Origin of the sequence: Bradyrhizobium sp. Leaf396 (assembly GCF_001424605.1) — a bacterium.
In the GTDB taxonomy this organism is placed as follows: domain Bacteria; phylum Pseudomonadota; class Alphaproteobacteria; order Rhizobiales; family Xanthobacteraceae; genus Bradyrhizobium; species Bradyrhizobium japonicum_C.
Genome location: NZ_LMQJ01000009.1, coordinates 16029 through 28579, shown reverse-complemented (window position 1 = coordinate 28579; position 12551 = coordinate 16029). Strand labels below are relative to the sequence as shown.

Below are 12551 nucleotides of genomic sequence, written 5' to 3'. Positions count from 1 at the left end.
TAGGTTGGGATCAGGCTTGATTGCTACAACGCAATTGCACTCCCTCTCCCGCTCGCGGGAGAGGTTGCACCGAACCCGCCGGGATCGCTTCAGCCAAAGCCAACCCGCTCAAGCGCGATGCGCGGGCAGATCTACCCATCGTGCTCTGCTGCTTTCATCCTTCTTGCTTCTCTTCTGCGCTTTTTCCATCGGAGCTTTTCGAGCGCTCTTCGAAACGATCAGCCCCCTTGGCCAGATCGTGCCCCATCCTGCTCTCGTTCTTCGCTTCTTCCTTGGACGCTGCTTCACGCAAGCCTTCGGCGGCCTGTTGCCCCGCCCTTGATGATTTTCGTTCGTCATCCATTTGGTGGCTCCTTCCTGATAAGACGCCTCCCAGGAAACTCGCTGGTTGATCCCAGGATCGGGCGTACAACGTTCCAATCAGATCCCCACGGCATTGTTCCCGATTCCGTTGAGGCTCCTGGTCGAGCCGCGGCAATGCCTGCCTGGCGATTCCAGGAGACGCCTTCGAGGGTGTCAGTGTGATATCATGATCCGATGCAGCTTATTTTCATCTATGGGCAAGTCGCCTCGGGCAAACTGACTATCGCGCGCCATCTTGCCTCCCGGACAGGGATTGCGCTGTTTCACAATCACCTCGTCGTCGACGCAGTTGGCTCGGTGTTTCCGTTCGGCACGGAGGCATTCTCGCGTTTGCGCGAACAGTTCTGGATGGCCGTGTTCGAGGAAGCTGCCAAGGAGAAGCGATCGTTGATATTCACATTCGCCCCCGAGCCAACGGTGGCTGGGGACTTCCCGGTCCGGGTAAAAGAACTCGTGGAGCGGAATGGCGGCGAGGTCATCTTCGTGGCACTGCACCTGGAACAGGCAGAGCAAGAGCGACGCCTGGTCGATGACAATCGTGCCGCATTCGGCAAGATGCGGGACCTGTCGCTACTGCGCGCACTTCGACCGCAGTTCGACGCCTGCATGGTATCGATGCCTCAGCCTGCAGTCACCCTCGATGTAAATAATCTGAAGCCATCTCAGAGTGCCGAGGCTATCTCACGCCTGATCTCGGTAAATCCCGAGCGAGAGACCTGAGGCGCGCTGCGAGCGACAGCCCTGCCGGGCGCGACTTCCGCTCCGGGTCGATCAGCGCGCCGACACCGGACTCACGTCAGTTTGGCACCCGCTTTGAATCCGGCGCAAATCGTGCGCACGACGTTGCGGGCCATCTTCTCGCTGGGGAGATTGGCCGCGACGGCGGCTGCCACGTGGACGGGATGGACGAACACGGTCACCGCGTCCCGCACGACGCCGGCCGCGGCCTCGACGTCATCAACCCGGATTTCGCCGCGCTTTTTTGCGTCGGTCAGGATGCGGCCGACCAGAGACGTCATCGCTTTCGCATACGCCGCGATGATCTCAGGCCGCTCCTCCACGATCCGGCGGTACAGGCCATAGACCTCCGCGTCGGCCGTGAACCGTTCGCGCTTGCGGGCGTGCAGCGCCAGCACCATGCCCTCCAGGCGTTCCGCGAAGGATCCTCGCGCCTCGACGAACTGTCTCGCCATCTCTTCCTCGTCGCGCATCATTTCAACGACGAGGGCGTCGAAGATGTCGGCCTTGGAGCGGAAGTGGCGATAGATCGTGGTGTGCGACGTGCCGAGCGCGCGCGCGATGTCGACCACGTTCGTCTTTGCCTCGCCATGCCGACGCACCTGGGCTCGCGCGGTTTCGAGAATCTGCTCTCGGAACGAATTGTCGTCGGAAGAAGGACTTGAAGGCATATCGACCTGCGTTTGCTGGCGAAAAGTACAGCAAAGCCGCCCTGCGCGCAAATCCGAACAAGATATGAATTATGTTCGTTGACTTTTGAACGGGTGCGCGACATCATCAGGCTTAATCCAGCCCGAGAGGTTCGCCATGACTGATGCCCTGAAGCCATCCGAACAGGCCCGAATTGCGCTCGTGACCGGCGGCTCCGGCTTCGTCGGCGGCCGCCTGATCTCGCACCTTCTCAGCCACGGCTGGCAGGTGCGGGCGCTGGCCCGAAGCGCTTCGAGCGAGGCGCAGGTCAAAGCGCTGGGAGCGACGCCGGTGCGGGGTGCGCTCGACAACGAGCAGGCGCTGCGAATGGCGATGCAAGGCTGCGAAATCGTGTTTCACGCCGCCGCGCACTTCAAGCTTTGGGGCAAGCGCGAGCTTTTCGACCGGACCAACGTCGAGGGCACGCGCGTGGTCGTGAACGCGGCGGCGGCGACGGCCAGCGTGCGCCGCGTGGTCGCGGTCAGCGCAGCGGCGGTGGTCATGGGTGATCCCGAGCCGATGTCGAATGCCGACGAGAGCCTTCCGCTGCAAGTCCGCGCCTTCTCGCCCTACGCCTCATCGAAAGCTGAGGGCGAGCGTGTCTTGCTGGCCGCGAGCGGCGTCCGCCCGGGCCTGGAGACGATCGCGCTGCGGCCGCCCTTTGTCTGGGGAGGCAACATGCCGACCCTCGATCACATGGTGCAGACGGTAAAGGCCGGCCGGTGGCAATGGGTCGCTGGCGGCACGCAGGCCATCTCGAGCTGTCACGTCGACAATCTGTGCTCCGCGCTGATACTCGCCGCGGATCGGGGTCGTGGCGGGGAGGCGTACTTCGTCGCAGATTCGGAGCAGAGCACGCTCAAGAGCTTCATCTCGTCGCTGCTCGCCACCCGCGGGGTGAGCCCGCCAGACAAGTCCGTCCCGTTCGCCATGGCCTGGACCATGGCCGGCCTCATGGGCGCAGCGTGGCGCATCCTGCGCCTCGGCGGCGAGCCGCCGATCACGCGCCAGATGCTGCGCCTTATCGGCAAGCCGTTCACGATCAGCACAGCCAAGGCGCAGGCCGAGCTGGGCTACGCGCCGCAAATCACGATGACGGAGGGACTTGCCGCGATGCGGCAGGGCGAAGCCAGCCTCGCCAGTCTGGCCGGCCATCGCGGCGACCTGCGTGCAGTCGCCGTCTCCTGACGGCAGAGCGTCAGGCGCTAGAGCATTTTCGGTTCTGATTGAATCAGAACCGAAGCTCCAGATTCTTGTTTGACGCGTTTTCTTTGCGCAAACCGGTACCCACTTCGCTCGAAAACGAGCTAGGCCAGCGTCATCCCGCCGTCCACGACCCAGGCGGCACCATTCACATGCGCCGCCTCGTCGGAGGCGAGAAAGGCAACGACGTTCGCGACATCCTGCGGCCGCCCATGCGCTGTCGCAACGTTTCGACGCAACGCAATGGCGCTGTCATGCGCCTGGCCCTCCAGTTCCCGGATCATGCGCGACTCGACCGGTCCGGGCAGAACGGCGTTGACCCTGATCCTCGTCCCGGCCACATCGAGCGCCGCGGTGCGTGTCAGCCCGATCACCGCGTGCTTGGAGGCGACATAGCCGGCGAGCCCTGCACGCCCGCGGATCGCGGAGGTCGATGCCGTGTTGATGATTGCGCCCGTCCCACGCTGCATCATCCTTGCGATCACGTGCTTGAGGCCGAGAAACACGCCCCTGACGTTCACCTGCAGCAATCGATCGAACGTCTCGTCGGGGTATTCGTGGAGAGGCGCGACGACGCCCTCGATGCCCGCATTGTTGGCGAAGATGCCGATCGGCCCCAGGCGTGCTTCCGTCGCCTCGACGAAGGCGATCGTATCCTGCGCGCGCGAGACATCCGCGCGGATGGCGAGCGCCCTTGCCCCACCCTCCTCGACCAGTTGCGCCGTGGAGCGTGCAGCCGCTTCGTCGCGGTCGACGATCGCGACCGCAGCGCTCATCCGCGCCAGCCTCAACGCAATGGCGCGCCCGATATCGCCCCCGCCGCCGGTGACCAGCGCGACCGGCGGCCGGTCAGCACCGCTCACGACTTCAGGAACTCGCAGCCGCCATCCGCCAGCGGCCGCCAGGCCTCGGACGGCGCAATGGTCTTGACCAGCTTGTAATAGTCCCAGGGATATTTGGAATCGCCGGGCGTCTTCACCTCGAACAAATACATGTTGTGCAGCTTGCGACCGTCGGCGCGCACGCTGCCCTTGCCGAACAGGGGATCATCGGTCGGCAGCTTCTTCATCTGCTCGACCACGGCCTTGCCGTCGCCGGAGGCGCCGAGCGCATCGACGGCCTTGAGGTAGTGCAGCGTCGTGGCATAGGCGCCCGCATGCAATGCGGTCGGATAGCGGCCGTTGTTGCGCGGCGCAAAGCGCCTGGTCCATGCGCGCGTGTCGTCATTCAGGTCCCAGTAGAAGGACTCGGTGAACTGCAGGCCCTGCGCGATCTTCAAGCCGAGCGAATGCACGTCGCTGAGATACAGCACCGTAGCGACCACGCGCTGGCCGCCTTGCGGAATGCCGAATTCGACCGCCTGCTTGATCGAATTGATGGTGTCGCCGCCGGCATTGATCAACGCGATGATCTCCGCCTTCGACGACTGGGCCTGCAACAGGAAGGAGGAGAAGTCCTGCGTGTTGATCGGCGTGCGAACGGCGCCGAGAACCTTGCCGCTGGATTTCTGCACGACGTTCCTGATGTCGCCTTCCATGGCATGGCCGAAGGCGTAATCGGCGGTGAGCAGGAACCAGCTCTTGCCGCCGCTCTCGACGACGGCGCGCGCGACACCCGACGACAGCGCGTAGGTGTCGTAGGTCCAGTGCACGAGATTGGGCGAGCAGGACTTGCCGGTGAGGTCCGACGATGAGGCGCCCGACACCAGCAGCGTCTTGTTGTTCTGCTGCACGACGTTGCGCACCGCGAGGGCGACGGCCGAGTTCGGCGCATCGACGATGACATCGACGCTCTGCCGGTCGATCCATTCGCGCGCGATGTTGGCGCCGAGATCGGCCTTGTTCATGTGGTCGCCGCTGATGATCTCGATCGGCCGGGTCATCCTTGGACCCGAGGCCTGGAAATCCTCGACCGCCATTTTCGCTGCCAGCAGCGAGCCCGGGCCGGTGACATCGGCATAGAGGCTGGACATGTCGGTCAGCACGCCGATGCGGAGCGGCTTCGTCTCCTGCGCCCGCGCACCGAGCCCTGCCATGCCCAGCGCCAGTCCGCCGGCGCCAGCCAGCAGCCGGCGGCGGCTCACCCGAAATCGTCCTGCCATGTCGAGGCCCTCCTTGCCTTGTGCGTGTTTCTTCCCGGTATTCGCCGCCCGCACGTACATCGCATGCAGGCTGATCTTATTGTTCAGGGAGTGAGCCGCTCGATGAGCCGCCGGTCCTCGACCTCGAATCCGCCGCCATAGACGTCCGACACCATGAAATGCGCGCCGAGGATCTCCGGCTCGAGTTCGGCGATCGGATCGTACGCGCAGGCGTGCAGCGTCATCGAGGCGCGGCCCGGCAGCGGCCTGGAATATTTCAACGGCGTGCGGCGGTAGGCGATGTCGGCATAGGCCGTGCCGAGCCGCTCGGGGTGCGGCAAGCGGCGCACGTGGATCTCACCCGCCGGCAGTTCGTCGCCATCGACGACCCGGACCACGGGCGCGGACGGATCCGGCGTGAAGGCGAAATCGGCGAGCGGAATTCCGCGGCGCCGGACCCATCCGGTGATCGAGCCGTCCGGATGCTCGTCGAACGCGTAGTGCGCATCCTTCTTGGTGTAGCCGAACACTTCGCGCCCGGCGCAGATCCCCATGGGATCGCTGCAATACATGAAGATGTGCGTCTCGGTGAACAGTCCCTTGTAGCGCACGGGAACCGAGATCATCAGATCGAACATCTCGCCGGCGTGTACGGCGAGGGAGTGGCCAGGCGAACGCATGAAGCGGAAGGCGACGCGATCGCTTGCGATCTCGAACGGCGTGTCGGCGAGCAGGGTCGCGACCTTACCCGGCGCCACGCGGGTCATGATCTCGACGGTCCGCAACGTGCAGCCCCACTCGACCGGATAGGCCGGCGAATAGGGCGGATTGACCCCGCTGTTCGGCTTGAGCCGATAGTCCCCGAACATGCGTGCGCGCGGATCGTCGGGATCTGTGGCCACCGTCATCGGGTCCGCTTCCTCTTAATTCATATATGATTTGGTAATTTCATATATGAAACGAACCCGGAGTCAAGTGAGCGTCTTCGCGCCGGGTTCCCGCCCAATGGGAATCGATTGGCGCTTGCCTACGAAAATCCTTAACGTCCGGCGCGACCCCAAAATGCCGAATCGTTTGCCGATGCCGCCTGCGGAACAACTGCTCAACGCGCCCGAATTCACCGTCTCCGAGCTCTCCCAGTCCTTGAAGCGGACGGTGGAGGACGCCTTCGGCCATGTCCGGGTCCGCGGCGAGATTTCCGGCTTTCGCGGCGCCCATTCCTCCGGCCATTGCTATTTCGCGCTCAAGGACGAGAGCGCCAAGATCGAGGCGGTGATCTGGAAGGGCGTGCACGGCCGCATGCGCTTCAAGCCCCAGGAAGGGCTCGAGGTCATCGCCACCGGCAAGCTCACGACCTATCCGGGCTCCTCGAAATACCAGATCGTGATCGAGGCGCTGGAGCCGGCCGGCATCGGCGCGCTGATGGCGCTGATGGAGGAGCGCAAGAAGAAGCTCGCCGCCGAAGGCCTGTTCGACGAGGCGCGCAAGCAGCTTCTGCCCTGGCTCCCCGAGGTGATCGGCGTCGTGACCTCGCCGACCGGCGCCGTGATCCGCGACATCCTGCATCGGCTTGAGGACCGCTTCCCCCGCCGCGTGCTGGTATGGCCGGTCAAGGTGCAGGGCGAAGGCTCGGCCGAGCAGGTCGCGGCGGCGATCCGCGGCTTCAACGCGCTGCCGGAGGGCGGCAGGATTCCGCGCCCCGACGTGCTGATCGTCGCGCGCGGCGGCGGCTCGCTGGAGGATCTCTGGTCGTTCAACGAGGAGATCGTGGTGCGCGCCGCGGCCGAGAGCATGATCCCGCTGATCTCGGCGGTCGGGCACGAGACCGACATCACGCTGATCGATTTCGTCGCCGACAAGCGCGCGCCGACGCCGACGGCAGCGGCCGAGATGGCCGTTCCCGTGCGCAGCGAATTGCTCATCGAGGTCGCCGACCTCGGCCGCCGCACCCGCGCCTATTGGCAGCGCGCCCAGGAGAGCCGCCGCAGCGAGCTGCGCGCCGCCGCGCGCGCGCTGCCCGCGGCCTCCGATCTGCTCGCCATTCCCAGGCAGCGGCTGGATTCGGCGGGCGCGTCCCTGCCCCGCTGCCTCAAGGCCAACACGCATGCGCATTTCCGCCGGTTCACGGCCGCCGGCGCCAAGCTGACCTTGCGGGTGCTGCACGGCCAGATCGCGCAAGCCGATCACCGCCTCACCGTGTGCGGCGAACGGCTCGGCCTCTCGGCGCGCTCGCTGCTGCGGCAGCGGCGCGATCGCTTTGCCGGGCTGGAGGTACGCCTGCGCGCCTCGAAGCTGTCCAACGCGCAGGCGCAGCGCAACGCGATCGCCCGCCAGCGCGAGCGCACGCATCGCCTCGCCGAGCGCGCGGGGCGTGCGCTTGCGACGCTCCTGCACCGGCTCGACACTCGGGTCGAGAACAGCGGCAAGCTGCTTTCCGCGCTGTCCTATCGCAGCGTGCTCGCGCGCGGCTTTGCACTGGTGCGCGACGAGGCCGGCCACCCCGTGCATGCCGCGGACTCGATCGGTCCGGGGGCACGCGTCGAGATCGAGTTCGCGGACGGCCGCGTCGGCGCGACGGCGGATGCGGATCGCCCGCCTCCCGCCGCAAAGCGCGCGCCGGCGCAACCGAAGCCGGCTGCGCAGGAAACCAAGCCCGCACCGAAGCGGTTGGCCAAGCCGGTGGATCAGGGCAGCCTGTTCTGAGGCCTCGCCATTGCGAGGCGCAAAGCCACGAAGCAATCCAGAAATCTCTCCGGAACGACTCTGGATTGCTTCGCAGAGCCTGTCATCGGGCCGCGCTTCAGCGGCAGGACAATCCTGCATCGATCGTGGTCCAGAAACCGCAATGTCCCGGCGCGCGGTGCGGAGCTTTGGCCTGGGCTTCGAACAGGAAGACCGCGACGGTGAAGGCGATCAGTGCGGAAGCGAAGAGAGCGATGCGGTTGCGCATGTCACTGCGTTCAATCGACATCATGGTCGAATGATGGCGCCGTTGCGGGCCGAAAACCGGTCAGCTCCTCCGTCGGGCGACCGTCCGGAGGAATATGTAATCCGGTGTTGCGCCGCGCTCCATCCAGACTACGGGCTGCCATGCGTTGCGAGCGTTGACAACTCCCGTTGCGGGAGTAGCTTTTTCGTCGACAGAGCGGGACCAACCGCTCGCGACCTCTCGGGAGAAACGCCATGACGATCGCCATCCGGCAACTCCATAAGCATTTCGTCGGCGAGGTGTCCGGCCTCGACCTGCGCAAGCCGCTGACGGCGGACGAAGCGCGCGACATCGAAGCCGCGATGGACAAGTATGCGGTGCTGGTCTTCCATGACCAGGACATCACCGACGAGCAGCAGATGGCCTTTGCGCTCAATTTCGGCCAGCGCGAGGACGCGCGCGGCGGCACGGTGACCAAGGCGAAGGACTACCGCCTCCAATCAGGCCTGAACGACGTCTCCAATCTGGGCAAGGACGGCAAGCCGCTGGCAAAGGACAGCCGCACCCATCTGTTCAATCTCGGCAATTGCCTCTGGCATTCCGACAGCTCGTTCCGCCCGATCCCGGCGAAATTCTCGCTGCTGTCGGCGCGCGTGGTGAACCCGAAGGGCGGCAACACCGAGTTCGCCGACATGCGCGCGGCCTATGACGCGCTCGACGACGAGACCAAGACGGAGATCGAGGACCTCGTCTGCGAGCACTCGCTGATGTACTCGCGGGGGTCGCTCGGCTTCACCGAGTACACCGACGAAGAGAAGGAGATGTTCAAGCCCGTGCTGCAACGCCTGGTGCGGACCCATCCGGTCCACCGCCGCAAGTCGCTGTATCTGTCATCGCATGCCGGCAAGGTCGTCGGCATGAGCGTGCCCGAGGGACGATTGCTGCTGCGCGACCTGAACGAACACGCGACGCAGCCTGAGTTCGTCTACGTGCACAAATGGAAGCTGCATGACCTCGTGATGTGGGACAACCGCCAGACCATGCACCGCGTCCGCCGCTACGACCAGTCCCAGCCACGCGACATGCGCCGCGCAACGGTGGCGGGGACCGAGCCGACGGTGCAGCAGCAGGCGGCGGAGTAGGCAACACACGCCGTCATTGCGCGCCAACGGGTCCGCGCATAGCGCGGCCCGATGAAAGGCTCCGCGAAGCAATCCAGAATGCCTCCGCAGAGGGTTTCTGGATTGCTGCGTCGCTTCGCTCCTGGCAATGCCGGCAGCGACAGCTACGCGTGGCCGGCCTCGTTGGAGAGCATCCCGGGATCGATGCCGATCTTCTGCAAGGCGCGCGTGTATTTATCGTCGACGTCGTCGCCGAAGATCAGGTCGGCATCCGCATCGCAATGCAGCCAGCCGTTGCTCTGGATCTCGGTCTCGAGCTGGCCCGGCGCCCAGCCGGCATAGCCGAGCGCGAGGATGGCGTGCTTGGGACCGGAGCCGTTGGCGATCGCGCGCAGGATGTCGACCGTCGCGGTGAGGCAGACGCCGTCATCGATGCGCAGCGTCGCGTTCTCGATGTAGAAGTCACTGGAATGCAGCACAAAGCCGCGGCCGGTATCGACCGGGCCGCCGCGCAGCACCTTCATGCTTTCGGCATTTTCCGGCAGCTTGATGTGCTCGCCCTTCTTGACGATGCCGAGCTGCTGCAGGAGCTCGGGGAAATCGATGCTGCCGGCGGGATGGTTCACGATGATCCCCATCGCTCCCTCGGCGGAATGCGCGCAGAGATAGATGACCGAGCGCTCGAAGCGGGAGTCACCCATCACGGGCATCGCGATCAGCAGCCGGCCATCGAGATAGCCGGCCGAGCCGGAAAGCGCGAGGCCCGCACTGCGGGTGCTTTCGCCCGTCCTCTTTCCTGTGGGAGCCATCGGTGAAGCACTCCGGTTTCGATTCCTATCCTGATGTCGGGCCGGGCGACTGTCAAATCAAGGCTTGCACAGACTTGATTCCAGTGCATCCATCACAAGCAATTCAATGGTTTGGCCCAAGGCGACACTGTAAAGACGTGCCATGTCCAGCATAGTTCCCCTGCGTGCGGCGATTGGCGTCGCGACAATCTTGCTTGCGTCGTCACTGGCTTTCGCCGCCCATGCCGACGACGCCTCGCCGTGGCAGCGCGACGGACATTCCGCGGTGCGGCTTTTAGCGGGATCGCGCAGCGGGGCGGTGCTGCTCGGCGGTATCGCCTTCCAGCTCCAGCCCGGCTGGAAGACCTACTGGCGCATGCCGGGCGATTCCGGCGTTCCGCCGCGCTTCGACTTCTCGAAGTCCGAGAATGTCGAGGCGGTGACGGTCATGTGGCCGGCGCCGCTGAAGTTCGACGACGGCGCGGGCGGCCATTCGATCGGCTATCGCGACCAGATCGTGCTGCCCTTGCGCATCGTCGCCAAGGCGGCCGACAAGCCCGTGACGCTGCGCGCCGAGATCAGTTACGCGGTGTGCGAGAAGCTCTGCATTCCGGTCGAGGCCAGCGCCGAGCTCGGCTTCAACAGCGTCGCCTCGACCGAGGATGCGAACTTGCGTGCCGCGCTCGACACCGTGCCGAAGCCCGCCAATATCGGCGACCCCAATCCGCTCACCATCCGCGACGTCAAGCGTGACGGACCCAGGAACGTGGTGGTTGACGTGGTGACGCCGGACCGCCGGAACGTCAATCTGTTCGTGGAAGGCCCGACGCCCGATTGGGCGCTACCGATTCCGGCGCCCGTGCAGCACAGCCCGCCTGGGGTGACGCGCTTTGCTTTCGAGCTCGACGGGCTGCCGCCCGGCGCCAAGCCGGACGGGGCCGCGTTGAAGTTCACGCTGGTCGGGCCGGACAAGGCATACGAGTTCAATACGAACTTGGAGTGAGGGGTCGTCTCGGCGAAGCACAACGCCCGGGCGCTGCTGGCGCAGACCCAACCGAATCTTAACGAATGGTTGCTAGTTCCCAGGCATGCCGCAGCACGCGGGATGCCTTTGGGGGCTGTTCGACTTGGCCGTGATGGATGCACAACCTGCAACGACCGGACAGGCCGGGCTGATCGGGCGGCTGCGGGCCAAGCTGACGGGCGGATCGAACGAGGCGTCGCTGACGCGGCGGCTGGCCGGCACCATCTTCATCATCCGCGTCATCAGCGCCGGCCTTGCCTATGTCTCGCAGGTGCTGCTGGCGCGCTGGATGGGCACGTCCGATTACGGCATCTATGTCTATGTCTGGACCTGGGTGCTGCTGCTCGGCAGCATGATGGATTTCGGCATCTCTGCGTCCGCGCCAAAGATCATTCCGGAGTATCGCGCCAGCGGTGAGCACGCGCTGCTGCGCGGCTTCCTCTCCGGCAGCCGCTGGCTGACCCTTGCCGCTTCCATGCTGGTGTCGCTGGCCCTCGCCGGCATCGTCAAGCTGCTCTCGGCCTGGATGGATCCTGCCGAGGCGCTGCCGCTCTACATCGGCTGCATGACACTGCCGGCCTTCGTCGTCGCCAACACCCAGGACGGCATTGCGCGCTCGCACGACTGGATGCAGCTCGGCCTGATGCCGCAATTCATCATCCGTCAGGCATTGATCATCGGCATCACGGGCTCCGCCTTCCTGCTCGGCTATCACCTCGGCGCGGTCGCCGCGATGGCTGCAAGCGCCGCGGCGGTGTGGATCGCGATGACCGGGCAGATGGTGGTGCTGAACCGCAAGCTCGCCGATCACATCGAGCCGGGACCGAAGGCCTATGACGTCGGCGGCTGGCTCGCCGTCTCATTGCCCATCCTGCTGGTCGAGAGCTTCTACCTGCTCCTGTCCTACACAGACGTGCTGGTGCTGCAGCAGTTCCGTCCCTCCGAGGAGGTCGGCGTCTATTTCGCCGTGGTGAAGACGCTGGCGCTGGTCTCCTTCATCCACTACGCGATGTCGGCGACGACGGCGCATCGCTTCGCCGAATACCACGCGAGCGGCGACAAGGCGCGGCTGTCGGCTTACGTCGCGCACGCCATCAATTGGACGTTCTGGCCGTCGCTGGCGGCGACCATCGTGCTGCTGGGGCTCGGCAAGCCGCTGCTCTGGCTGTTCGGTCCGCAGTTCACGGTCGGCTACGACATCATGTTCGTCGCCGCAATCGGCCTCGTGGTGCGCTCTGCGATCGGCCCGGTCGAGCGGCTGCTCAACATGCTGGGCCAGCAGAAGATCTGCGCGCTGGCCTACGCGCTGGCCTTCCTCATGAACCTGGTGCTCTGCATCGCGCTGGTACCGCACTACGGCGGCCACGGCGCCGCGGCCGCAACCTCGATCTCACTCACCTTCGAGACGGTGCTGTTGTTCTGGATCGTGCGGCAGCGCCTCGGCCTGCATGTGCTGGCGTTTGGAAAATAGACAACGCCGCTGCCCGATGGGAAGCAGTGTCTTCGCAAGCGGCCGGCGAGCAGGGTAAATCGACTACGGCCTTTTTTGCCTGCAGCATGATTTTTCTTATTTGGCCCAAGCGGTTGCGTACTGGGGAAAGTTTATCTTAGGTCG

13 protein-coding genes are annotated in these 12551 nt (G+C 65.1%); 6 read left to right on the top strand and 7 right to left on the bottom strand.

Annotation, left to right across the window (positions count from 1 at the left end):
* Positions 1-154: 154 nt before the first annotated feature.
* Positions 155-343, bottom strand: coding sequence for a hypothetical protein (locus ASG57_RS36185; RefSeq protein WP_035698329.1), 189 nt, complete (start codon positions 341-343; stop codon positions 155-157).
* Positions 344-537: 194 nt separating this feature from the next.
* Between ASG57_RS36185 and ASG57_RS10775 the strand changes: the two genes are divergently transcribed.
* Positions 538-1083 (top strand): P-loop nucleotide/nucleoside kinase family protein, encoded by a 546-nt coding sequence (locus tag ASG57_RS10775; protein ID WP_024340491.1) that lies wholly within the window; start codon positions 538-540, stop codon positions 1081-1083.
* Between the two features lie 71 nt (positions 1084-1154).
* Here the strand turns inward: ASG57_RS10775 and ASG57_RS10770 are convergent, their stop codons facing one another.
* The gene (locus ASG57_RS10770) at positions 1155-1772 is read right to left on the bottom strand and encodes a TetR/AcrR family transcriptional regulator (protein ID WP_024340492.1); all 618 of its coding nucleotides are present in this window, start codon (positions 1770-1772) and stop codon (positions 1155-1157) included.
* Between the two features lie 136 nt (positions 1773-1908).
* Here ASG57_RS10770 and ASG57_RS10765 point away from each other — a divergent pair, with 136 nt between their 5' ends.
* Entirely contained in the window at positions 1909-2979 is a 1071-nt protein-coding gene (locus tag ASG57_RS10765) for an NAD-dependent epimerase/dehydratase family protein (RefSeq protein ID WP_051160691.1), read from the top strand.
* Between the two features lie 119 nt (positions 2980-3098).
* Here the strand turns inward: ASG57_RS10765 and ASG57_RS10760 are convergent, their stop codons facing one another.
* From ASG57_RS10760 to ASG57_RS10750, 3 genes are all read right to left on the bottom strand, one after another.
* Positions 3099-3857, bottom strand: coding sequence for an SDR family NAD(P)-dependent oxidoreductase (locus ASG57_RS10760; protein WP_057196232.1), 759 nt, complete (start codon positions 3855-3857; stop codon positions 3099-3101).
* Positions 3854-5095 carry an ABC transporter substrate-binding protein gene (locus tag ASG57_RS10755; RefSeq protein ID WP_051160694.1) on the bottom strand — a complete coding sequence of 414 codons (1242 nt, stop codon included), beginning with the start codon at positions 5093-5095 and terminating at the stop codon, positions 3854-3856. The genes ASG57_RS10760 and ASG57_RS10755 overlap by 4 nt, the downstream gene beginning before the upstream one ends.
* 83 nt (positions 5096-5178) lie before the next feature.
* Complete coding sequence (locus ASG57_RS10750) at positions 5179-5982, bottom strand: acetoacetate decarboxylase family protein (protein WP_200948545.1); 804 nt, start codon at positions 5980-5982, stop codon at positions 5179-5181.
* A gap of 172 nt (positions 5983-6154) precedes the next feature.
* Here ASG57_RS10750 and xseA point away from each other — a divergent pair, with 172 nt between their 5' ends.
* Complete coding sequence (xseA, locus tag ASG57_RS10745) at positions 6155-7777, top strand: exodeoxyribonuclease VII large subunit (RefSeq protein ID WP_024340497.1); 1623 nt, start codon at positions 6155-6157, stop codon at positions 7775-7777.
* A 97-nt stretch (positions 7778-7874) separates the two neighbouring features.
* On the opposite strand, the gene ASG57_RS37635 is transcribed toward xseA, so the two are convergent.
* A complete protein-coding gene (locus ASG57_RS37635; RefSeq protein WP_162250045.1) occupies positions 7875-8048 on the bottom strand; it encodes a hypothetical protein in 174 nt (57 codons plus the stop codon).
* A 209-nt stretch (positions 8049-8257) separates the two neighbouring features.
* Between ASG57_RS37635 and ASG57_RS10740 the strand changes: the two genes are divergently transcribed.
* The gene (locus tag ASG57_RS10740) at positions 8258-9145 is read left to right on the top strand and encodes a TauD/TfdA dioxygenase family protein (protein ID WP_024340498.1); all 888 of its coding nucleotides are present in this window, start codon (positions 8258-8260) and stop codon (positions 9143-9145) included.
* Positions 9146-9288: 143 nt separating this feature from the next.
* Here ASG57_RS10740 and ASG57_RS10735 read toward each other — a convergent pair whose 3' ends face one another.
* On the bottom strand, positions 9289-9933 hold the full coding sequence (locus tag ASG57_RS10735; protein ID WP_024340499.1) for a YqgE/AlgH family protein: 645 nt from the start codon (positions 9931-9933) through the stop codon (positions 9289-9291).
* A gap of 142 nt (positions 9934-10075) precedes the next feature.
* Here ASG57_RS10735 and ASG57_RS10730 point away from each other — a divergent pair, with 142 nt between their 5' ends.
* The gene (locus ASG57_RS10730) at positions 10076-10915 is read left to right on the top strand and encodes a protein-disulfide reductase DsbD domain-containing protein (protein WP_024340500.1); all 840 of its coding nucleotides are present in this window, start codon (positions 10076-10078) and stop codon (positions 10913-10915) included.
* 124 nt (positions 10916-11039) lie between these two features.
* Entirely contained in the window at positions 11040-12407 is a 1368-nt protein-coding gene (locus ASG57_RS10725; RefSeq protein WP_024340501.1) for a flippase, read from the top strand.
* The last annotated feature ends 144 nt before the right edge of the window (positions 12408-12551 follow it).